The organism is Streptomyces sp. KL116D, from assembly GCF_030766975.1.
GTDB lineage: Bacteria > Actinomycetota > Actinomycetes > Streptomycetales > Streptomycetaceae > Streptomyces > Streptomyces longispororuber_A.
Genome location: NZ_JASERH010000132.1, coordinates 1 through 22,329, shown reverse-complemented (window position 1 = coordinate 22,329; position 22,329 = coordinate 1). Strand labels below are relative to the sequence as shown.

General features: G+C 73.1%; 20 protein-coding genes. 15 read left to right on the top strand and 5 right to left on the bottom strand.

Translation table 11 applies throughout. From position 1 onward, the window contains the following. The first annotated feature begins 26 nt into the window (after window positions 1-26). Window positions 27-1,817, top strand: coding sequence for a sensor histidine kinase (locus RBJ77_RS48040; protein ID WP_372350749.1), 1,791 nt, complete (start codon window positions 27-29; stop codon window positions 1,815-1,817). Further along, a complete protein-coding gene (locus RBJ77_RS48035) occupies window positions 1,805-2,476 on the top strand; it encodes a response regulator (protein WP_372350748.1) in 672 nt (223 codons plus the stop codon). Before RBJ77_RS48040 ends, RBJ77_RS48035 begins: the two co-directional genes overlap by 13 nt. 88 nt (window positions 2,477-2,564) lie before the next feature. Here the strand turns inward: RBJ77_RS48035 and RBJ77_RS48030 are convergent, their stop codons facing one another. Next, window positions 2,565-3,236: a phosphatase PAP2 family protein gene (locus RBJ77_RS48030; RefSeq protein WP_372350747.1), complete on the bottom strand. Its 672-nt coding sequence runs from the start codon at window positions 3,234-3,236 to the stop codon at window positions 2,565-2,567. Window positions 3,237-3,423: 187 nt separating this feature from the next. Here RBJ77_RS48030 and RBJ77_RS48025 point away from each other — a divergent pair, with 187 nt between their 5' ends. Beyond that, the gene (locus RBJ77_RS48025) at window positions 3,424-4,236 is read left to right on the top strand and encodes a hypothetical protein (protein ID WP_372350746.1); all 813 of its coding nucleotides are present in this window, start codon (window positions 3,424-3,426) and stop codon (window positions 4,234-4,236) included. 83 nt (window positions 4,237-4,319) lie between these two features. Here RBJ77_RS48025 and disA read toward each other — a convergent pair whose 3' ends face one another. After that, complete coding sequence (gene disA / locus RBJ77_RS48020; RefSeq protein ID WP_372350745.1) at window positions 4,320-5,444, bottom strand: DNA integrity scanning diadenylate cyclase DisA; 1,125 nt, start codon at window positions 5,442-5,444, stop codon at window positions 4,320-4,322. Window positions 5,445-5,523: 79 nt separating this feature from the next. Further along, a complete protein-coding gene (radA, locus tag RBJ77_RS48015) occupies window positions 5,524-6,933 on the bottom strand; it encodes a DNA repair protein RadA (RefSeq protein WP_372350744.1) in 1,410 nt (469 codons plus the stop codon). Window positions 6,934-7,215: 282 nt separating this feature from the next. On the opposite strand from radA, the gene RBJ77_RS48010 reads away from it, so the two are divergent. Next, entirely contained in the window at window positions 7,216-8,952 is a 1,737-nt protein-coding gene (locus tag RBJ77_RS48010) for a hypothetical protein (protein WP_372350743.1), read from the top strand. A 29-nt stretch (window positions 8,953-8,981) separates the two neighbouring features. Here RBJ77_RS48010 and RBJ77_RS48005 read toward each other — a convergent pair whose 3' ends face one another. After that, complete coding sequence (locus RBJ77_RS48005; RefSeq protein ID WP_372350742.1) at window positions 8,982-9,851, bottom strand: hypothetical protein; 870 nt, start codon at window positions 9,849-9,851, stop codon at window positions 8,982-8,984. Window positions 9,852-9,931: 80 nt separating this feature from the next. On the opposite strand from RBJ77_RS48005, the gene RBJ77_RS48000 reads away from it, so the two are divergent. The 4 genes from RBJ77_RS48000 (at window position 9,932) to ilvD (ending at window position 14,711) form a co-directional block, all read left to right on the top strand. After that, a complete protein-coding gene (locus RBJ77_RS48000; RefSeq protein ID WP_255982371.1) occupies window positions 9,932-10,864 on the top strand; it encodes a Ppx/GppA phosphatase family protein in 933 nt (310 codons plus the stop codon). A 371-nt stretch (window positions 10,865-11,235) separates the two neighbouring features. Next, entirely contained in the window at window positions 11,236-12,060 is an 825-nt protein-coding gene (locus tag RBJ77_RS47995; protein WP_372350741.1) for a sugar phosphate isomerase/epimerase family protein, read from the top strand. Continuing rightward, on the top strand, window positions 12,057-12,686 hold the full coding sequence (locus RBJ77_RS47990; protein WP_372350740.1) for a TetR family transcriptional regulator: 630 nt from the start codon (window positions 12,057-12,059) through the stop codon (window positions 12,684-12,686). The genes RBJ77_RS47995 and RBJ77_RS47990 overlap by 4 nt, the downstream gene beginning before the upstream one ends. A 171-nt stretch (window positions 12,687-12,857) precedes the next feature. After that, window positions 12,858-14,711 (top strand): dihydroxy-acid dehydratase, encoded by a 1,854-nt coding sequence (ilvD, locus tag RBJ77_RS47985; RefSeq protein WP_372350739.1) that lies wholly within the window; start codon window positions 12,858-12,860, stop codon window positions 14,709-14,711. Window positions 14,712-14,776: 65 nt separating this feature from the next. On the opposite strand, the gene RBJ77_RS47980 is transcribed toward ilvD, so the two are convergent. Further along, window positions 14,777-16,915, bottom strand: coding sequence for a PQQ-binding-like beta-propeller repeat protein (locus RBJ77_RS47980; RefSeq protein WP_372350738.1), 2,139 nt, complete (start codon window positions 16,913-16,915; stop codon window positions 14,777-14,779). Window positions 16,916-17,051: 136 nt separating this feature from the next. Between RBJ77_RS47980 and RBJ77_RS47975 the strand changes: the two genes are divergently transcribed. The 7 genes from RBJ77_RS47975 to proC all read left to right on the top strand — a co-directional run bounded on the left by RBJ77_RS47975 (window position 17,052) and on the right by proC (window position 21,960). Then, complete coding sequence (locus tag RBJ77_RS47975; protein ID WP_372350737.1) at window positions 17,052-17,378, top strand: peptidase; 327 nt, start codon at window positions 17,052-17,054, stop codon at window positions 17,376-17,378. 75 nt (window positions 17,379-17,453) lie between these two features. Continuing rightward, window positions 17,454-17,828, top strand: coding sequence for an SH3 domain-containing protein (locus RBJ77_RS47970; RefSeq protein WP_372350736.1), 375 nt, complete (start codon window positions 17,454-17,456; stop codon window positions 17,826-17,828). Window positions 17,829-17,882: 54 nt separating this feature from the next. Then, window positions 17,883-18,377 carry an EamA/RhaT family transporter gene (locus RBJ77_RS47965; protein WP_372350735.1) on the top strand — a complete coding sequence of 165 codons (495 nt, stop codon included), beginning with the start codon at window positions 17,883-17,885 and terminating at the stop codon, window positions 18,375-18,377. A 201-nt stretch (window positions 18,378-18,578) separates the two neighbouring features. Then, window positions 18,579-19,364, top strand: a complete 786-nt coding sequence (locus RBJ77_RS47960) for a class I SAM-dependent methyltransferase (protein ID WP_372350734.1) — start codon at window positions 18,579-18,581, stop codon at window positions 19,362-19,364. Window positions 19,365-19,471: 107 nt separating this feature from the next. Further along, complete coding sequence (locus RBJ77_RS47955; protein WP_372350733.1) at window positions 19,472-20,287, top strand: ABC transporter ATP-binding protein; 816 nt, start codon at window positions 19,472-19,474, stop codon at window positions 20,285-20,287. Further along, window positions 20,284-21,021, top strand: a complete 738-nt coding sequence (locus RBJ77_RS47950) for an ABC transporter permease (protein WP_372350732.1) — start codon at window positions 20,284-20,286, stop codon at window positions 21,019-21,021. The genes RBJ77_RS47955 and RBJ77_RS47950 overlap by 4 nt, the downstream gene beginning before the upstream one ends. 102 nt (window positions 21,022-21,123) lie before the next feature. Continuing rightward, entirely contained in the window at window positions 21,124-21,960 is an 837-nt protein-coding gene (gene proC / locus RBJ77_RS47945; RefSeq protein ID WP_372350731.1) for a pyrroline-5-carboxylate reductase, read from the top strand. Window positions 21,961-22,329: the final 369 nt, after the last annotated feature.

The window sequence follows — 22,329 nt, the reverse complement described above, 5'->3', positions numbered from 1 at the left end:
GGGTCCGCACTTGTACCGTCGACGGAGTGAGAGCCCGACGCGGAACCCTCGTGGCGGACCTGGCGCTCTGGGCAGTGCTCGCCCTGCCGGTCCTCGCCGTCGAGTGGTTGCACCTGCACGAACCCGACAGCACCTGGCAGCAGCTGGCCGGCATCGCCGCGCTCGGCGCCGCCACCGCGCTGCACCGCCGCCGGCCCGCCACCGCCTTCCTGCTGGCGGCCGCGCCGGGCCTGGCCGTCGCGTCGTCCCTGTTCACGCTCTCCTACGGCTGCGCACTCGCCGCCTTCGCCTACCTGACGGGCCTGCGCTCACCCGCCGCCCGCCCCTCCCTCCTCGCCTTCGCCGTGCTCGCCGCCGGCGGCACCGCCAAGATCGCAGTCCGGCAGGTCGACCCGGCCGCCGAGTGGCTCGTGCTCATGGGGACGCTGCTGTTCGGCGCGGTCTTCCCCTGGCTCATCGGCCGCTACTGGCGGCAGAGCCGGGAACTGACCGCCGCCGGCTGGGCCAGGGCCGAGCAGCTGGAGCGCGAGCACCGCATCGTCGCGGACCGCGCCAGGCTGCGCGAGCGGGCCAGGATCGCGCAGGACATGCACGACTCCCTGGGCCACGAACTCAGCCTCATCGCCCTGCGCGCGGGCGCCCTCCAGGTCGCCCCCGGCCTCGCCGACGAGCACCGCACGGCCGCCGCCGAACTGCGCGCCGCCGCCTCCGACGCCACCGACCGCCTGCACGGCATCATCGGCCTGCTGCGCGAGGACGACGACGAACAGGCCCCACTGGGCCCTGTCGCCACGCTCCCGTCCGCCTCGCGACGCCTGGCACGCGCTCTCGCCGCACCGGGCACAGGCCCGAGCCCGTCCGGTACGGAGGCCGGCGACCGGCACGCCGGGAGCACGCTCCCCCACCCTCGAACCGGCTTCGCACGGCTCAGGCGGGAGGGACCCCCGGGACGCCTGCAGGACCCGCTCGCCGGGCGGACGACGGGCGGGTGGCGACAGGACCCGGCCCCGCCCGGCGAGACCGTCGCCGAACTCGTCGACCGGGCCGCCGGATCCGGTCTCCCGGTGCGGCTGGTCAGCGCCCCGGAGACGGACGACCGCACCGCCTACCGCGTCGTCCAGGAAGCCCTCACGAACGCCGCCAAGTACGCGCCGGGCGCCCCCGTCACCGTGGAGGCCAGGCAGGACGGCGCCGGCACCGCGGTCACCGTCACCAACACCCGCCCGGCCCACCCCGCCACCGCCTCGCCCGGCAGCGGCAGCGGGCTGCTCGGTCTGCGCGACCGGATCACGGCGCTCGGCGGGGCCTTCGACGCGGGCCCGCACGAGGGCGGCTTCCGGGTGAGCGCCCGGCTGCCCGCGCCCGGCACCCCGCAGGGCGGCCCCGCCGACGCCGGGTTCGTGCACGCCCGCCGCACCGCCAGACGCCGGGTGGGCCTGGCCTTCGGGGCGGCCGCGGTCGCGGGAACCGTCCTGATCGGCGGGGCGTTCACCTGGTACGCGTACACGAAGACCCACGCCGTCCTCACCCCGCGGGTCTTCGCCCAGCTGCGCGTCGGGACGCCGCTGGCCGACGTGGAGTCCCGGCTGCCCGGCCGCACCATCACCGACCCGCCCGTCGAGCGCGCGCCCACCCCGCCGCCGGCGCACGCGGACTGCCGCTACTACCGGTCCAGCGGCGAACTCTTCGTGCCCGTCGAGCACTTCAGGCTCTGCTTCGACGACGACGCGGCGCACACCCTCATCGACAAGACGGTGATCCCCAGGGCGGGCACCGCCGACCAGGTACAGGAAGAGGAGCGCGAATGGGCCCGCTGAGCGCAGGACGGATCCGCGTCCTGCTCGCCGACGACGAGGCGATGATCAGGGCCGGGGTGAGCGCGATCCTCGCCGCGGGCGGCGACTTCGACGTGGTCGCGGAGGCCGCCGACGGCCGGGAGGCCGTCCGCCTCGCCCAGGCCCACCGCCCGGACGTGGCGCTCCTCGACATCCGCATGCCCCGCCTGGACGGCCTCGCGGCGGCGGAGGAGATCACGGCGACGGTGCCCGGCACGGCGGTGGCGATGCTGACCACGTTCTCCGAGGACGCGTACGTGGCCCGCGCCCTCGGCGGCGGCGCGACGGGTTTCCTGCTCAAGTCCGGTGATCCGCACGAACTGATGTCGGGCGTACGGGCGGTGGCGGACGGCGCCGCGTTCCTGTCGCCGAAGGTCGCCCGGCACGTCATCGACGGCCTCGGGGGCGGCCGCCTGACCCGCGAGGCCGCCGCCCGGCAGCGCGTCGCGGCGCTCACGCCGCGCGAGCGCGAGGTGCTCGGCCTGGTCGGCGCGGGCCTGTCGAACCCGGAGATCGCCGAGCGCCTGCACCTCGTGGAGGGCACGGTGAAGGCGTACGTCAGCGCGGTCCTGGACCGCCTGGAGGTCAGGAATCGCGTCCAGGCGGCCATCGTGGCGTACGAGGCGGGGCTGCTGACGTAGGGGCAGCTGACGTAGGGACTGCTGACGTAGGGACTGCTGACCCAGGTGCAGGTGACATCACGTCAGCGGCCGTCTCTCGTCGGGCGGTTCAGCGGCGGTGCGCGGCGTGCCGCGGCTGCTGCCCCTGGGCGTGGACGGAGGCGTGGCCGCGGCCGGCCGGGCCGGGACCCGCGAACCACCGCACGAGCCCGTTCCCCGACCCCCGCATCGCCTCGGTCACCCGCGCCCCCGGCCGCGTCAGCAGCCGGACGACGAGGAGCGCGACCAGGGTGCCGAGCAGCAGGCCCGCCGCGACGTCGTGCGGGTAGTGCACGCCGACGAAGACCCGGGAGAACGCCATGAGGATCGCCATCGGCACCGTCAGCCACCCGACCTTCGGCCAGGCGAGCGCCAGGCCCACGGCCGCGGCGGCGGCGATGGTGGCGTGGTTGGACGGGAACGACCAGTCCCCGTAGACGGGACAGTCGACCAGGGAGGGCAGCGCCCCGGCGACCGCCCGGCAGGGCCGCTCCTCGTCGATCCCCGACTTGATCAACTCGCTGCACACGTACGCCACCGCGGTCGCCAGCGGCGCGAGCACCGCGACGGCGAGGGCCCGCGGATCGCCGCGCCGCGCCCGCCACCAGGCGACGACGAACAGCACGGCGAACAAGAGCAGACCCAGTTCCGTCCACACCTCCATCAGATGCTGAAACCACGAAGGAGTGTCGTGGGCGAATTCGGTGATGCCGCGATAGAGATCGGAGTCGATGGTTCCCATGGTCACGGACAGTACGCAATGACCGGGGCGCGTCACATCCTGCGATGGTCGCGCACCTCACCTGACGATCGACAGGGGTCCCGGAGCGCCCGCGGAAGGCCCCGCGTGATGATGATCCGGAAAACTTGCGGGACGAGGCGGCGGGTGGGCGCCGGACAACGGCCCGATCTCTCGTAAGGTTTGAGCCGTGGGATCTCTGCGCAATCCGATCGGGCCGCTTCCCTCCTCCATCTACTGGCGACGGAGGGCCGTTCTGCTGTCCGTGTTCGCGCTGCTCGCGTTGCTGGTCCTCTGGATCGTCAACCTGGGCGGCGGGGGCGGGAACAACGGCGCCGACGGGTCCAACGGCAAGCACCCGACCGAGTCGATCACGCCCGGGCCCTCCGGCACCGGCCCCGCGATCAGCCAACACCCGGGCGGGCGGGACGAGTCGGGCGGTTCCGGCTCCGGTTCCGGTGACGGCTCGGGCGACGGGTCGGGCGACGGCTCCGGTGGCTCCGGTGGTTCGGACGACTCGGCGGGCGGTGACGCGGGCGACGGCGGTGGCGGTGGCGGCGGTTCGTCCGCGGGCGACCAGGTCCCGGCCGGCTCCAGCCTGCCCGACTGCACGGCGGGCGGCGTCGCCCTGTCCGTGCGCAGCGTCCACAACGCGTACACCCCCGGCGAGAAGCCGAAGCTCGAACTGATCGCCAAGAACTCGACGGACAAGTCCTGCAAGGTCGATCTCGGCCCGAAGAGCGCCGTGGTGACGATCACCAAGGCGGACGGCGACAAGAAGTTCTGGTCGTCCGAGGACTGCCCGGCGGGCTCCGGCACCCTGCTGCTGCGCGTGCCGGCGGGCGGCAAGGTCACGCACGCGCTGACGTGGGACCGCCGGCCGAGCGCCCCGCAGTGCGCGACGCCCTCCGCGGGAGCGGCCGGGGCCGGCACGTACCTGGTCGAGGTGAAGGCGGCCCAACTGGCCGGGGCGCAGGCGTCGTTCGTGCTGAAGGCCGACTGAGCCGACGCAGCCGACTGAGCGGCCCCGGACGGATCGGTCCGGGCTGCACGGCTACGCGGCCATACGGTTACGCGGTTACGCGGCTATACGTAGCGTTCGAGGATCGACGACTCGGCCAGCCGGGACAGGCCCTCGCGGACGCTGCGCGCCCGGGCCTCGCCGACCCCGTCGACCGTCTGCAGGTCGTCCACGCTGGCGGCGAGCAGCTTCTGCAGTCCGCCGAAGTGCTCGACGAGACGGTCGATGATCGCGCCCGGCAGCCGCGGCACCTTCGCCAGCAGCCGGAAGCCGCGCGGCGACACCGCCGAGTCCAGCGCCTCGGGCGAGCCCGTGTACCCCAACGCCCGCGCCACGATGGGCAGTTCGAGCAGCTCGCCGTGGTGCAGCGCGTCCAGCTCGGTCAGTGCCTCGTCCACGGTGCGGGAGCGCTTGGCCGTCGGCTCGGGCACGTAGTCCCGCACGACGAGCTCGCGCTCGGGCTCGACGCCCGCGATCAGCTCGTCGAGCTGCAGGGCGAGCAGTCGGCCGTCGGTGCCCAACTCGACGACGTACTCGGCGATCTCGGTGGCGATGCGGCGCACCATCTCCAGGCGCTGGGCGACCGCCGTGACGTCCCGGACCGTGACCAGGTCCTCGATCTCCAGGGCGGACAGCGTGCCCGCGACCTCGTCGAGCCGGAGCTTGTACCGCTCCAGGGTCGCCAGCGCCTGGTTCGCCCGGGACAGGATCGCCGCCGAGTCCTCCAGGACGCGGCGCTGTCCGTCCACGTACAGGGCGATCAGCCGCATCGACTGCGAGACCGAGACGACCGGGAAGCCGACCTGCTTGCTGACGCGGTCCGCCGTGCGGTGCCGGGTGCCGGTCTCCTCGGTCGGGATCGTCGGGTCCGGGACCAGCTGCACGCCGGCCCGCAGGATCTTGTCCAGGTTCGAGGAGACGACGATGCCGCCGTCGAGCTTGCACAGCTCGCGCAGGCGCGTGGCCGTGAACTCGACGTCGAGGATGAAGCCACCGGTGCACATCGACTCGACCGTCTTGTCGGAGCCGAGGACGATGAGCCCGCCGGTGTTGCCACGGAGGATGCGCTCCAGGCCGTCGCGCAGGCCGGTGCCGGGCGCGACCGCGCTCAGCGCGGCGCGCATCAGACCGTCCACGCTGGAGCTCCCGCCGGACTTGCCGGGAGCTGACGCCCGGTCGTTGGCTGCCACTGCACTCCTCCGGATCGCAGACTGTGGGGTGCCCTGGAGTTCGTCACGTTCGTACGCACGGGCGAGACCAGGGCAAAGTCTACCGGCGCTCCTCCGTCTCCCGTGGGGCCTCTCGGCGACGGCTCTTCGGCAGCACCCGCAGCGCGTCCCCTATATCGGCGACTTCCAGGACCTTCATACCGGGCGGGACCTTGCCGGGATCGGCCGGTACGAGGGCGTGCGTGAACCCGAGCCGGTGTGCCTCGGCCAGCCGGCGCTGGACGCCCGTGACCCGCCTGACCTCGCCCGCAAGGCCCACTTCTCCGATCGCCACGAGGTTCTTGGGCAGCGGGGTGTCGCTCGCGGCGGAGGCGAGCGCGAGCGCGATGGCCAGGTCGGCCGCGGGCTCGGAGAGCTTCACGCCGCCGACCGTCGCGGAGTAGATGTCCCGCTTGCCCAGGGCGCTGATCCTGCCGCGCTGCTCCAGCACGGCCAGCATCATCGAGACGCGGGACGTCTCCAGGCCGGAGGTGGTGCGGCGCGGCGAGGGGATCTGCGAGTCGACCGTGAGGGCCTGGACCTCGGCGACCAGGGGACGGCGGCCCTCCAGGGTGACGGTCAGACAGGTGCCGGGGACCGGCTCGGCGCGCCGGGTCAGGAAGAGGCCGCTGGGGTCGGCGAGACCCGTGATGCCCTCGTCGTGCAGCTCGAAGCAGCCGACCTCGTCCGTCGTCCCGTACCGGTTCTTGACGCCGCGGACCAGGCGCAGCCGCGCGTGCCGGTCGCCCTCGAAGTTCAGCACCACGTCGACCAGGTGCTCCAGGAGGCGCGGGCCGGCGATCGCGCCCTCCTTCGTGACGTGACCGACGAGCAGGGTGGACATGCCGCGCTCCTTGGAGGCGCGGATCAGGGCCCCGGCCACCTCGCGCACCTGCGCCATGCCGCCCGGCGCCCCGTCGATCTCCGGCGAGGCCACCGTCTGCACGGAGTCCATGATCAGCAGCGACGGCTTCACCGCGTCCAGGTGGCCGAGGACCGCGGAGAGGTCGGTCTCCGCCGCCAGGTACAGGTGGTCGTCGATCGCCTTGATGCGGTCGGCGCGCAGCCGCACCTGGGAGGCCGACTCCTCACCCGTCACGTAGAGGGTCTTGTGCTCCTCGCTCGCCGACTTGGCCGCGACGTCGAGCAGCAGCGTGGACTTGCCGACGCCGGGCTCGCCGGCGAGCAGGACCACCGCGCCGGGGACCAGACCGCCGCCGAGCACCCGGTCCAGCTCGGGCACCCCGGTGGAGCGGGCCGTGGCCTGTCTGCCGTCCACCTCGCCGATGGGCACGGCGGACGTCGTGACGCGGCCGGGCGCGGTGGTGCGCACCGCGGGCGCGCCGTACTCCTCGATCGTCCCCCACGCCTGGCACTCGGCGCAGCGGCCCAGCCACTTGGCCGTCTGCCAGCCGCACTCGGTGCAGCGGTACGACGGACGGTCCTTCGCGGATTTGGTACGGGCAGCCATGGAGGGAACCGTAGCGGGCCCCACTGACAACGCGGCCGACGCGGCCGACGCGGCCGACGCGGCCGACGCGGCCGACGCGGCCGACGCGGCCGACGCGGCCGACGACCGCCGTCCGACGGCCATCGCCCCTGCCATGTGCCGCTGTCGGTTGCCCCGCGTAGCCGTACTGGCCACGGAATCCGCGGTTCCTGTCCCCTTTTGAGGGATCGTTTCACCCGTAAGGATTAAATGTGCTCAAGGGGGCGGAAGGGACTCCACCCGCCCCCTACGGTCGCACGGGTGATGAGCAGCAGGCCGGAACCCCCCACGCACACCACCGGCGCACACCGGGCGCACCGCGCCGGGGCGAGGCGGCCGGTGCCGCGCGCTGTTCCCCAGCGCCCGCCCGTCCGCTACGAGCCATATCTGGACGGCCTGTTCACCTACTGTCTCTCCGTCCTGTGCGACCACGACGAGGCGATCGGCGCCCTCGGGGACGCCCTCGCGCTCGCCGAGCGGCGCGGTGGCCGCGCCCCGTCCGCCGGGTCCGACGCCGACCGCAGGGCCTGGCTGTACGCGCTGGCCCGCTGGTCCTGCCTGCGCCGCCTCGCGGAGGCCAAGCGCAGGCGGCAGGGCAGCCACGCCACGGGCAGGACCGACCGGCGGCCGCCCGCCGAGCAGCAGCCGGACCCGGCCCCGGCCCCGGACGCGCTCCGCCAGGAGGAGCGCCGCCGCCAACTCGCCCAGCTCGCCTGGCCGGAGGCGGCCGGCACGACCCCGGAGCAGCGCGAGGCGCTCGAACTGGCCGTGCGTCACCAGCTCTCCCCGCGCGAGGTCGCCGCCGCCCTCGGCACCGACCCCGGCGTCACCCGCGAGCTGCTCTCCGCCGCCGCCTGCGAGGTCGAGCGGACCCGCGCCGCGCTCGCCGTCGTCGAGACCGGCACCTGCCCCAGCGTCGCCCGCCTCACCGGGGACAACCAGCTGCTGCTGTCCGCCGCCCTGCGCCGCGAGCTCGTCCGGCACGTCGACGACTGCCCGCGTTGCCGCCGCACCGCCGAGCGCGCCGCGCCCGGCACCTGGCCAGGCACCTCCGTGACCCCCGCCGCGCTGCCCCTCGTGGAGGCGCCCCGCACGGCCCTGCACCAGGCGATGCACGCCCCGCACCCGGGCGCCCCGCGCTTCGACCGGCGCGGCTTCCCGATGGATCCGAAGGACCGGGCCGCCCGGCGCGACCGGCTCCGCGCGCGAGCCGTCACGACGACCGTCGTCGCCACCGTGGTGGCCGCGCCCGTCCTCGCGCTGTGGGCCGCCTACCGGGGAGCGCCGCAGACCGGCGAGGGCACCGACGGACGTTCGGTGAGCGCCAGTGAGCTGGGCGAGGCCGACGAGCTGGGCGGGGAGCGGACCGGCGACGCGTACGAGAACGCGGGCAACGCGCGCACCACCCCCGACCCCCGCTTCACCAACGGCAGCCGCTCGCCCGACGTCTCCGTGGAGGTCATCTCGCCGCCCACGCGCGCGGGCACGGGCCCCGGCCGGCTCACCGTGGAGGCCCAGCCCAGCGGCGACACGACGCTCGTCACGCTGACCGCGTCCGGCAGTTCGGCCGTGCACTGGTCCGCGTACACCCGGGCGTCCTGGCTGTACCTGAGCCAGGCGTCGGGCACGCTGCGGCCCGGCGAGTCGGTCACCGTCCGGGTCTACGTCGACCACCTCCGGGAGCCGGAGGGGCACTGGAGCGCCCGCGTCGGGATCGATCCGTCCGGGGCCGTCATCTCCATCGAGGGCTACGGGCGCTCCGGCACGGGGGCACCGGGGCCCGGCCCCGGCACCGGCGGTCCCGACCCGGACCCGACGCCGAGCGATCCGACGCCGTCCGACCCGGACCCGACCCCCAGTGATCCGACGCCCTCGGACCCGGACCCGACACCGAGCGACCCGTCACCGTCCGAGCCCGACCCCACCCCCACCGACTCCTCGCCCGCGCCGACCGACCCGTCGGGCCCGGGAGACTCGACGTCGCCGACGCAGTCCCCCTGAGCCCCACGAGTACGCGGTGTTGCTCGGTGTTACGCGGGGTCCGCCGGGTCCGCCGGGTGGGGAGCGACGAGCGGCAGCCCCTTGGGCAGCACCGCGAGGCGCTCCTCGCACAGCTCGACCAGCTTGTCGTAGCCGGCCTTGCCCATCAGCTCGGTCAGCTCGGGGCGGTACGAGACGTACACCGGGTCGCCCGCGCCGTGCGCCGAGGTCGCCGACGTGCACCACCAGTGCAGGTCGTGGCCGCCAGGACCCCAGCCCCGGCGGTCGTACTCGCCGATCGAGACCTGGAGCACCCGGGTGTCGTCGGGCCGGTCGATCCACTCGTAGGTGCGCCGGATCGGCAGCTGCCAGCAGACGTCCGGCTTCGTCTCCAGCGGCTCGCGGCCCTCCTTGATCGCCAGGATGTGCAGCGAGCAGCCCGCGCCGCCCTCGAACCCCGGGCGGTTCTGGAAGATGCACGAGCCGTTGTACGGACGGGTCTGGCGCTCGCCGTCCTCGTCCTTGGACACCCAGCCCGTCTCCGTGCCCACGTCGTGGTGCTGCCAGATGTCGGGGGTGAGGCGTGCCACGTACCCGGCGACGCGCTTCTCGTCGTCCTCGTCCGAGAAGTGCGCGCCCAGCGTGCAGCAGCCGTCGTCCGCGCGCCCCGCCTGGATGCCCTGGCAGCCGCTGCCGAAGATGCACGTCCAACGAGAGGTCAGCCATGTCAGATCGCAGCGGAAGACCTGTTCGTCGTCCGCCGGATCCGGGAACTCGACCCAGGCCCGCGGGAAGTCGATGGACTTCTCGTCCGGGCTCCCCTGGGACCCTGCTGTCGTCGGGGCCTGCTTCTGCTTCTGCTTTGCCGACTTGGACTTCTTGTCGCTCTTGTCGGCCTTGGCCTTTTTCGTCTTTGGCACGGTTCCAGAGTAAGCGCGTCACGGAGTCCGTACCGACCTTGCCGGACGGCAACGCCCGTACGCGCAGTAGCGTTCCGTACATGAGACTCGGTGTCCTCGACGTGGGTTCGAATACGGTTCATCTGCTCGTGGTGGACGCGCACCCCGGCGCCCGCCCGCTGCCCGCGCACTCGCACAAGGCGGATCTTCGCCTCGCCCAACTCCTCGATGAGCGCGGGGCGATCGGGCCCGACGGGGTGGAGCGGCTCGTCGACACGATCCGGGGCGCCCTGGAGGCCGCGGAGGACAAGGGCGTCGAGGACCTGCTGCCGTTCGCCACGTCCGCGGTGCGCGAGGCGAGCAACGCCGACGAGGTGCTCGCGCGCGTGAAGGACGAGACCGGTGTCGAGCTGCGGGTGCTCAGCGGCGCCGAGGAGGCCCGGCTCACGTTCCTGGCCGCCCGGCGCTGGTTCGGCTGGTCCGCGGGACGGCTGCTGGTGCTCGACATCGGCGGCGGATCGCTGGAGATCGCGTACGGGATCGACGAGGAACCCGACGCGGCGGCGTCGCTGCCGCTGGGCGCGGGCCGGCTGACCGCCGGCTGGCTGCCCGGGGACCCGGCGGACCCGGCGGACGTGAAGGCGCTGCGGCGGCACGTGCGGGCGCAGATCGCCCGGACGGTGGGGGAGTTCAGCCGGTTCGGGGCGCCGGACCACGTGGTCGCCACGTCGAAGACGTTCAAGCAGCTGGCGCGGTTGGCCGGGGCGGCGAGATCGGCCGAAGGTCTTTACGTCCAGCGGGAGTTGAAGCGCAAGTCGCTGGAGGACTGGGTCCCGCAGCTGGCCGCGATGACGGAGGCGGAGCGGTCCGAGCTTCCCGGGGTCTCGGAGGGCCGGGCCGGTCAGCTGCTGGCCGGGGCGCTGGTGGCGGAGGGCGCGATGGACCTCTTCGGCGTCGAATCGGTCGAGATCTGCCCGTGGGCGCTACGGGAAGGCGTCATCCTGCGCCGGCTGGACCACTTGCCCGGGGTGTGAACCCCGGGACGCGCCTGCCGTCCACTCTTCGTCACCGGGCGCGGGCCGGTGGGACTTCTCGCGCCGTTCCCCGCGCCCCTGAAAGGCGCACGTCGTGCGCCTCCAGGAGGCCGCAGGCCTCCAGGGGCGCGGGGAACTGCGCGAGCAACCACGACGCGCCTCCAGTCGGCGAACAAGCCAGTCGCGACCACGGCGCGCAGCCGTGCCCTGAGGGGCGCGGGGCTGTGTCATCAGCCGGCTGCGCCGCAGGGCGCGACCAGCCCCCACCGGCCCGCACCCGGCGACGCGGCGACAGGGCGGTGGACGTGATCCCGCCCACCCACCCCCGGCGGAGCCGCCCGTGCCGATGCCGGGGCCCGTACTCTGTCCCCGTGGCAGAACCAGTGGTGCGCATCCCGGATGCGAAGGTCGCCCTGTCGACCGCCTCGGTCTATCCGGAGTCGACGGCGACGGCCTTCGAGATAGCCGCACGCCTGGGTTACGACGGCGTCGAGGTCATGGTGTGGACCGACCCCGTGAGCCAGGACATCGAGGCGCTGCGGCGGCTGAGCGACTATCACCAGATCCCGATCCTCGCCGTGCACGCGCCATGTCTGCTGATCACGCAGCGGGTGTGGTCCACGGACCCCTGGGTGAAGCTGCAGCGCGCGAAGGCCGCGGCGGAGCGGCTCGGGGCGTCGACGGTGGTCGTGCACCCGCCCTTCCGCTGGCAGCGCCAGTACGCCCGGGACTTCGTCGGCGGCATCTGGCGGATGGCCGACGAGACGGATGTGCGGTTCGCCGTAGAGAACATGTATCCGTGGCGCTACCGGGACCGGGAGATGCTCGCGTACGCCCCCGAATGGGACGTCACCAAGGACGACTACCGGCACTTCACCGTCGACCTCAGCCACACCGCGACCGCCCGCACCGACGCGATGCAGATGATCGACCGCATGGGCGACCGCCTCGGTCACGTCCACCTCGCCGACGGCAACGGGTCGAACAAGGACGAGCACCTGGTGCCGGGCCGCGGCACGCAGCCGTGCGCCGAGCTCCTGGAGCGGCTGGCCGGCAACGGGTTCGACGGGCACGTGGTCATCGAGGTCAACACGCGACGGGCGATGTCCGGCGCCGAACGCGAGGCCGACCTCGCCGAGGCGCTCGCCTTCACCCGGCTGCACCTGGCGTCCGCGATGCGGGTGCCGCGTTCATGAGCGAGCCGATCCGGCGTCGCGGCCGCCCCGCGCGCAGCGAGAGCGGTGACACCAGGACCCGGATCCTCGAAGCGGCCCGCGAGGAGTTCGCCGCGAGGGGCTACGAGAAGGCCTCCGTGCGCGGCATCGCCAAGGCCGCCGGGGTCGACTCCGCGCTCGTGCACCACTACTTCGGCACCAAGGAGCAGGTCTTCGCGGCGTCGATCGAGACGGCGTTCGCGCCCGCGCTCCAGGCCCCGGCCGTGCTGGAGGAGGGCCCGCTCGACGACATCGGGGAGCGGTTGACCCGGTTCGTCCTCGGCATCTGGGAGAACCCGGCGACCCGCACCCCGCTGCTCGCCATCGTGCGCTCGGCGGTCAACAACGAGGCGGCCGCCGCCGTCTTCCGCAGGCTCATCGCCGCCCAGCTGCTCGGCCGGATCGCCCGCCGCCTCGACATCCCGGACGAGGAGGCGGAACTGCGCGTCACGCTGGCCGCGGCCCAGCTCGTCGGCACCGCCATGCTCCGCTACGTGATCAAGGTGGAGCCGCTCGCCTCGGCGGACCCGGAGACGGTCGTCGCCCGGATCGCCCCCGTCGTCCAGGGCCACCTCACCGGTCACGCGGAGCCCGCAGGCAAGTCCTGAGCCCGCAGGCAGGTCCTGATCCCGCAGGCAGGCCCTGAGCTCGCCGGCAAGCTCTCAGGTCACCGGCCGATCCTGAGACGATCGTCCCGACATTCGGACACCCTGTCCGGGCCTCGGAACCTCGGCGTAGGCTCGTACACCTGTCAGTTCTGTCTGAAGGAGCGAGCGACGATGCCCGAGCTGAGGTCCCGCACAGTCACCCACGGCCGCAACATGGCGGGCGCCCGCGCCCTGATGCGAGCCTCCGGTGTACCGGGTGCGGACATCGGCCGGAAGCCCATCATCGCGGTCGCCAACTCGTTCACCGAGTTCGTGCCAGGTCACACGCACCTGGCGCCCGTCGGCCGCATCGTCAGCGACGCCATCACGGCGGCCGGCGGCATCGCGCGCGAGTTCAACACGATCGCCGTCGACGACGGCATCGCGATGGGCCACGGCGGCATGCTGTACTCCCTGCCCTCCCGCGACCTGATCGCGGACTCGGTCGAGTACATGGTCGAGGCCCACTGCGCCGACGCCCTGATCTGCATCTCGAACTGCGACAAGATCACCCCGGGCATGCTGATGGCGGCACTCCGCCTGAACATCCCGACGGTCTTCGTCTCCGGCGGCCCGATGGAGTCCGGCCGGGCCACCCTCGTCGACGGCACCGTCCGCACGCTCGACCTGGTCGACGCGATGTCGGAGGCCGTGAACGACAAGATCTCCGACGAGGACATCCTCCGCATCGAGGAGAACGCCTGCCCGACCTGCGGCTCCTGTTCCGGCATGTTCACCGCCAACTCGATGAACTGCCTGACCGAGGCCATCGGCCTGAGCCTGCCGGGCAACGGGTCGCTGCTGGCCACCCACACGGGCCGCAAGGAGCTGTACGAGCGGGCCGGCGCCACGGTCGTCGAGCTGACCAAGCGGTACTACGGCGAGGACGACGCCTCGGTCCTGCCGCGCAACATCGCCACCCACGCCGCGTTCGAGAACGCGATGGCGCTGGACATCGCGATGGGCGGCTCCACGAACACGATCCTGCACCTGCTGGCCGCCGCGCAGGAGGCCGAGGTCGACTACAACCTCGACCACATCAACGCCGTCTCGCGCCGCGTCCCCTGCCTGGCCAAGGTCGCGCCGAACGTCGCGGGCTCGAAGACGTACTACATGGAGGACGTGCACCGGGCCGGCGGCATCCCCGCCATCCTCGGCGAGCTGTACCGCGGCGGTCTGCTCAACGAGGACGTGCACACGGTCCACAGCCCCTCGATCAAGGAGTGGCTCGACACCTGGGACGTGCGCAGCGGCAGCGCCTCCCCGGAGGCCGAGGACCTCTGGTACGCGGCCCCCGGCTGCGAGCGCTCCGCCACCGCCTTCTCCCAGTCGAAGCGCTGGGACTCCCTCGACACGGACGCGGCCGGCGGCTGCATCCGCGACGTCGCCCACGCCTACTCCCAGGACGGCGGCCTCGCGGTCCTCAAGGGCAACCTGGCCGAGGACGGCTGCGTCGTGAAGACGGCCGGCGTCGACGAGTCCATCTGGACCTTCGAGGGCCCGGCCGTCGTCTGCGAGTCGCAGGAGGAGGCCGTCCAGAAGATCCTCACGCAGCAGGTCAAGGAGGGCGACGTCGTCGTCATCCGCTACGAGGGTCCCAAGGGCGGCCCCGGCATGCAGGAGATGCTCTACCCGACCTCGTACCTGAAGGGCCGCGGCCTGGGCAAGGCCTGCGCGCTCGTCACGGACGGCCGCTTCTCCGGCGGCACGTCGGGCCTGTCGATCGGTCACGCCTCGCCCGAGGCGGCGTCCGGCGGCACGATCGCGCTCGTCGAGGACGGCGACCGCATCCGCATCGACATCCCGAACCGTACGATCGAACTCCTGGTCACGGACGAGGAGTTGGCGGCCCGCCGCGAGGCCCTGAACGGCGTGTACGCCCCGAAGGGCCGCGAGCGCAAGATCTCCGCGGCCCTGCGCGCCTACGCCGCGATGGCCACCAGCGCCGACCGCGGCGCGGTCCGCGACGTCTCCAAGCTGGGCTGACCCCGCAGGTCACCCGTCACAGGTCACGTCACCAGTCTTCGGGGCGGCTCCCGGCCACCCCGTCCTCACCAGTCTCCGGGGCGGCTCCCGGCCACCCCGAAGACACTCCCGTCGGGCCCACTCCCGTACACCCGCCCACCCACCACCACCGGCGCCCCCAACTCCCCGACCACCCGGTCGGGCCGGGCGGCGGGGCGGGGGCGGGTCTGGCCGAGGGGGGTGCCGGTGGTGACGGAGGTGGCGAGGAGGCGGCCGTCGGGGGACGTGAAGTAGAGCCGGCCGTCCGCCGCCACCGGTCGCGAGGGGCGGCTGACCGAGGTGTCCCGCTGCCAGCGCACGGCGTCCCGCGCCGCGGTCGCCGCGCGGGTGTCGACGGCCAGGAGCGCGCCCCCGGCCGCGTAGACGTAGACGGTGCCGCCGCTCTCGGTGGCCTCCGCCTGGTCGACGGGGGTGGGCAGGACCACGCGGTGCACCGCCCGGCTCTTCGTGTCGATCCGGACGACCGCGTCTGTCATCTGTTCGGCGTCGACCGACAGCAGGTGCACGGCTCCGGCCCCGGCCGCGAAGGGGCGCAGCCCGCCGCGGGCCCGGGCGGTCCAGAGCACGGCACCGTCGCTCGCCGACACGGCGCTCACGGTCGTGGCCGAGCCGTCGTCCGTGGGCGTGGCGGCGAAGAAGGTCCCCGCGGCACCGGCCACCCACTGCGTCCCGAGCCCGCCGATCTCCTTCGTCCACCGAGGCCGCCCCGTCGCACTGTCCAGGGCCCGGACCATTCCGTCGTCCGCGACGAGCAGCGTGCTGTCGGAGGAGTGCACGACGGCCGCGTACGCCGTCGTGTCCACGGTCCAGCGCGCCTTGCCCGTACGGGGATCGAGCGCCGCGAGGCGGTTCCCTGAGACGAGGTGCGGCAGGCCGCCGGACACCGTCACGGACGCGGTGGACGTCGCTCCCGTGGAGTGCCGCCACACGGTCCGGCCGTCCGCAGGGTCGAGGCGCGTGGTGACCCCGCCCAAGGTGGCGCAGTACAGGGCGCCCGCCCCCGCGGCGCACACCGGCGGCAGTCCCTCCGCCGAGCCGAGCCGGGTGCTCCAGGGCTGGAACCGGGCCGGCTCCGCGGCGAGCCGGTTCCCGTCCGGCGCACCCGGGTCGTCCGAGGACAGCGTCCCCACGGCCGCCGCGGCGGCGCCCGCGACCAGCAGCACGCCGACGGCGGCCGCCAGGATCACCCGGGAGCGTCTGCCGCGCAGCCGCGTGACGACGGTCCCGGGCCGCACCTTGGAAGGCGTCCGCACACCGGGCCCGACACCGTCGGCGCCCTTCGGCTCCGGGACCAGCTCATGCGGGTCCGGCCGCCGCTGCGCCGGTATGCGGGGCGTGGCCGCGGGCTGCTGCAGGGCCTCCATCACCTCGGCGGGGGAGGGGCGGTCGGCGGGGTCCTTGGCCAGGCAGCGGAGGATCAAGGGCACCAGATCGTCCGGCACCCCGGCCAGGTCCGGTTCGTTGTGGACCACTTGGTACGCGACGACGTACGGACTGTTGGAGTCGAAGGGGCCGCGCCCGGTCGCGGCGTGCGCGAGCACCGCGCCCATCGCGAACACGTCCGCCGCAGGCCCCACTTCGCGCGGCCGCTGGAACTGCTCGGGTGCCATGAAGGGCGGGGAGCCGATCAACTTCCCGGTCTCCGTGCGCAGATCGCTGTCGGCCGGGCGCGAGATGCCGAAGTCGATGACCTTGGGCCCGTCGGCCGCGAGCAGCACGTTGCTCGGCTTGAGATCGCGGTGGACGACGCCGACGCGATGGATGTCGCGCAGCGCCTCGGCCAGCCCCGCCCCCAGTCTGCGCACGTCAGCGGCGCTCAGCGCACCGTTCCGCTTGACCTGCTCCGAGAGGGTGTCGCCGGGAATGAACAGCGTGGCCATCCACGGCAGTTCGGCATGCGGGTCGGCGTCGACCACGGGCGCGGTGAAGGCGCCGCTGACCCGGCGCGCGGCGCTGACCTCCTGCCGGAAACGAGCCCTGAACTCGGGATCCGCGGCGAACTCGGCGTGCACCACCTTGACGGCCAGGCGCAGGCCCGATGCGGACGTGGCCAGATGGACCACGCCCATGCCGCCGGACCCGAGGCACTCCTCGAGGCGGTAGCGACCGGCGTACCCCGGCTGTTCCGCTTCCCGGCCAGGTCCGGTGCTGCGCAGCGGCGGCATCGTCCACCCCCGTGTTCTGAGTCCGCAAGCGCGACGCACGGAGCCTAGTCGATGGTGCGTGCGATGCCGGAGGGGCTTGCTAGCCTGCGCGGGTCGCACGGGGCGACGGACGGATCTTTCAACGGGGGTGGCCTACATGGCCGTTGGGAACGGACCGGAAGCAGTCGAGGACATAGCCGCGGCAGACGCGGCGGACATCGCAGCGGCAGAGGCGGCCCACCGGTACCCGGTGGCGTCGGGCGTGCGCCTGAAGGTCCGCAGCGGCCCGGGCACCCAGTACCAGCTGCTGCGCGTGCTGCCGCTCGGCGCGAGCGTGCCGATCAACTGCCAGAAGCCCGGCGAGTGGGTCACCGGCACGTACGGCACCACGAACCTCTGGGACAACATCGGCAACGGCCAGTACGTCTCGGACGCCTACGTGAAGACGGGCAGCGACGGCTACGTGGCGCCGCGCTGCGCCTGACCGGGACTCGACCACGGAGACCACCTGCCGACCGGGCGACCGGATCGGCCCGTACGGAGACGGAGGGGAACACACATGAGGTTCAGGGGAACGAGAGCGGTACTGCTCACGGGGGTCGCCGCGGGAGCCCTGCTCACGACGGCGGCCGTGACCGTGCCGGCGGCGGCCGCCACCCCGGCCGCCGCGCCCGCTGCGGCGCAGCAGACGTACTACCCGGTGGCGCCCGGCTACAGCGTGAACGTCCGCAGCGGCCCCGGCACCCAGTACCGCACGGTGCGCGTGCTGCCGGTGGGCGCCAAGGTGGCGATCTTCTGCCAGCGGCCGGGTGAGAAGGTGACAGGCCCGTACGGCACGTCGAGCGTCTGGGACAACATCGGCGTCGGCGAGTACGTCTCGGACGCCTACGTGAAGACCGGCAGCGACGGCTACGTGGCCCCCCGCTGCGCCTGACCCACCCCGGGGCGGCCCGCGCCCATCGCGCGCCGCCCCGGTGATAATCGACTGGTGAGCGACGAAACCGGCACCCCCGACACCAGCACCCCCGGCCCCCGCCCCGAGGAGATCCGATTCTTCGGGACGACCTGGGTCGACCACAGCGGCAACTACGCGCTGCGCCGCGCCGCGGTCTGCGTGGGCGCCCTCGTCGCCGCGGCCGCCGGCTGCTTCGTCCTGCGGTTCGCCTACGAGGGCCTCGCCGTCGCCGACGTCGGCTCCTTCGTGAACATCCTGGTCGTCGCGATGTTCGCCATCTGCAGCGCCCTCGCCTTCACCCGCACCTGGGGCGCCTTCTCCGAGCGCCCCGACGCCGAGAAGCAGGCGTCCCTGCGCGGCTTCCTGATGATCGGCTTCGTCGGCGTCCTGCTCGCCTGGGCCCTGCGCTGCCTGACGGAGGCCCCGGGCGAGAAGCTGCGCCGGCAGGAGTACGAGACGGCCCGCGAACAGTACGAGCGCCGCACCAACCGCCGCACCGGCAACCCGGCCAAGAAAAAGCGCAAGTAGCAGCAGACGGAGAAGAGGCGGGAGCGCGCGGAGAACAGCAAGAACAGGGCAGACAGAAGCAGGCGGAGAACAGCAAGAACAGGGCAGACAGAAGCAGGCGGAGAGCAAACGGAAACAGGGCAGGCAGAAGCACGCCGAGCCGACGACAGACGGCCCGCGCTCCCAGGAGGATGACGCCATGGATGACGCACGGATGACGCCATGACGGACGACACCCACCCGGCCGCCCACCCCGACTTCGCCCTCTCCTTCGACACGGTCGCCGACCAGTACGCCTCGGCCCGCCCCAGCTACCCACCCCAGCTCTTCGACACCGTCGAATCCGCCGCGGACCTGCGCCTCGACGGCAGCCGCGTCGTCGACGTCGGCGCGGGCACCGGCATCGCCACCGCCCTGCTGCGCGCCCGCGGCGCCCACGTCATCGCCGTCGAACCCGGCCCCGGCATGGGCGCCCGCCTCCGCCACAGCCTCCCCGACGTCCCCCTGCTGCGCGCCATCGGCGACGCTCTCCCCCTCGCGGACGGGAGCGTCGACCTGGTCACGTACGCCCAGTCCTGGCACTGGACCGACCCGTCCCACTCGGTCCCGGAGGCGCTCCGCGTGCTCCGCCCCGGCGGCGCCCTGGCCCTGTGGTGGAACGTCCCGGACCCGGACGTCGAGTGGATCGCCGCCCAGGAGGCCCGCCTCCAGAAGCGCCTCCCCGGCTACCACCGCCACGGCGTCAGCGGCGACGCCCCGGGCATGATCGCCTCCCTCGGCCTGACCCCGGCCCCCGAGCCCGTCCTCCACCGCCTGCACTGGATCCGCCGCATCCCGGTCGACCTGCACCTGGCCCACCTCGGCAGCCGCTCGTACTTCGCGGTGATGGGCCCGGAGAAGTCGGCACCGGTCCTGGCGGACGAGCGCGCGGAACTGCTGCGGCTCTTCCCCGACGGCATCGTCGAGGACGCGTACGCCGTGGACCTCACGGTCGTACGCCGCCCCTGACCCACGCACGCGAACCGGCACGCACACCCACACCAGCACCCGGGCCTGCACCCACCACCCCACCACCCTTGACGCGGGCTCCCGCACGGAGAATTATTCATCATGTGATGAATAAACCCACGGGCCCCCGCGGCACCACCGCCCGGGAACCCGTCACCGCCACCACCCCCGCCGTCCACGCCACCGGCCTCACCGTCGTCCGCGGCCCCCACACCGTCCTGCGCGGCATCGACTTCACCGTCCCGCGCGGCCGGATCACCGGACTCCTCGGCCCCTCGGGCTGCGGCAAGTCCACGCTGATGCGCGCCCTCGTCGGCACCCAGGCCAAGGTCACCGGCACCCTCACCGTCCTCGGCCGGCCCGCGGGCCACCCGACCCTGCGCTCCCGCGTCGGCTACGTCACCCAGGCCCCGTCCGTCTACCTCGACCTGACGATCCGCCAGAACCTGGACTACTTCGCCGCGATCCTGCTGCCCGGCCGCGCCCACGCCGACCGCCGCCGCGCGGACGTCACCCGCGTCCTGACCGACGTCGACCTCACCACCCACGAGAACGCCCTGGCCGGCAACCTCTCCGGCGGCCAGCTCAGCCGCGTCTCCCTGGCCGTCGCCCTGCTCGGCACCCCCGAGCTCCTGGTCCTCGACGAGCCGACCGTCGGCCTCGACCCGGTCCTCCGCCGCGACCTGTGGACCCTCTTCCACCACCTCGCCGCGACGAACGGCACCACCCTCCTCATCTCGTCCCACGTGATGGACGAGGCCGAGCGCTGCGACCGCCTGCTCCTCATGCGGGACGGCGAGATCCTCGCCGAGGACACCCCCGACGCCCTGCGCACCCGCACCCGCACGGACACGGTCGAACAGGCCTTCCTCCACCTCGTCGACGAGGCGAACGCAGCGCACCCCACCCGGAGCCCGTCATGAACGTCCACCGCACCACCGCCACCGCGAGCCGCGTCCTGCGCCAGCTCCGCCACGACCCGCGCTCCATCGCCCTGATGCTGCTCGTCCCGTGCGTGATGCTCTTCCTGCTCCGCTACGTCTTCGACGGCAGCCCCGGCACCTTCGACTCCATCGGCGCCTCGCTCCTCGGCATCTTCCCGCTCATCACGATGTTCCTGGTGACGTCCATCGCCACCCTCCGCGAACGCACCACCGGCACCCTGGAACGCCTCCTGGCCATGCCCATGGCCAAAGCGGACCTGATCGGCGGCTACGCCCTCGCCTTCGGCGCCCTGGCGATCATCCAGTCCGCCCTGGCCACCGGCCTCGCCCTCTGGGCCCTCGACCTGAACGTCACCGGCTCGGCCTGGCTGCTCCTCCTGGTCGCCCTGCTGGACGCCCTCCTCGGCACGGCTCTCGGCCTCTTCGTCTCCGCCTTCGCGGCCTCCGAGTTCCAGGCCGTCCAGTTCATGCCGGCGGTGATCTTCCCCCAGCTCCTCCTCTGCGGCCTGTTCACCCCGCGCGACCGCATGCAGCCAGTCCTGGAGGCGATCTCGAACGTCCTCCCCATGTCGTACGCGGTCGACGGCATGAACGAGGTCCTCCACCACACCGACCTCACCGCCACCTACATCCGAGACGCCCTGATCGTCGCGGGCTGCGCGACCCTCGTCCTCGCCCTCGGCGCCGCCACCCTCCGCCGCCGCACCCCCTGACCCGTCCGCCCACCGAAACGCGCCACTGCCCCGGTCCGGCCCGGTGCGAGGATGCCCGTGAACGAGACGGGACGACGACGCACACGGAAGGCCCACGACCACATGAGCGAGACGACCGCCCAGACCACGCGCCACAAGGTCGCCGTGCTCGGCACGGGCAAGATCGGTGAAGCCCTCCTCAGCGGAATGATCCGCGGCGGCTGGGCCCCGGCCGACCTCATGGTCACGGCCCGCCGCCCGGAGCGCGCCGAGGAACTGCGCACCCGTTACGGCGTCACCCCGGTCACCAACCAGGAAGCGGCCAAGCAGGCCGACACCCTGATCCTCACGGTGAAGCCCCAGGACATGGGCACCCTCCTCACGGAACTCGCCCCGCACGTCCCGGGCGACCGCCTGATCATCAGCGGCGCGGCCGGCATCCCCACCACGTTCTTCGAGGAGCGCCTGCCGGCGGGCACCCCGGTCGTCCGCGTCATGACGAACACCCCGGCGCTGGTCGACGAGGCGATGTCGGTCATCTCGGCGGGCACTCACGCCACCGCGGCCCACCTCACCCACGCCGAGGAGATCTTCGGCTCGGTCGGCAAGACCCTCCGCGTCCCGGAGTCCCAGCAGGACGCCTGCACGGCCCTCTCCGGCTCGGGCCCCGCCTACTTCTTCTACCTGGTCGAAGCCATGACGGACGCGGGCATCCTCCTCGGCCTCCCGCGCGACAAGGCCCACGACCTGATCGTCCAGTCCGCCATCGGCGCGGCCACGATGCTCCGCGACAGCGGCGAACACCCGGTCAAGCTCCGCGAGAACGTCACGTCCCCCGCGGGCACGACCATCAACGCGATCCGCGAACTCGAGAACCACGGCGTACGGGCCGCCCTCATCGCCGCCCTCGAAGCCGCCCGCGACCGCAGCCGCGCCCTGGCCTCCGGCAACAACAGCTGACCGCCCGTCGGCCCGGGGCACCGAGTTGACACGCCCCGGGCCGATACGTAGTGTTCTCCGAGTTGTCCGACGTGAGCGCCGCCTCTGGCCGGTCCCCGGACAACCATTCCGCAAGAACTACTCAAACGCTCGACGAGCTTTCGTCGTGTCTTTGTGCGCGCTTTTGCGAAATGAGGAATCCACGTTCGAAAGAGCGGGACCCCGATTAGGTCGGGGGCCGGGATTCCGCTAAAGTCTCACTCGTCGGAACGGCCCAACAGCTGCGAAGGCAAACCCAGTTGACTGGGAATCAGGCCCGAAAGGATCTGATAGAGTCAACACCGCAGGAAGGCCGAAAGGCCGGAAAGCGAAAAGCAAGACCAGCAAGAC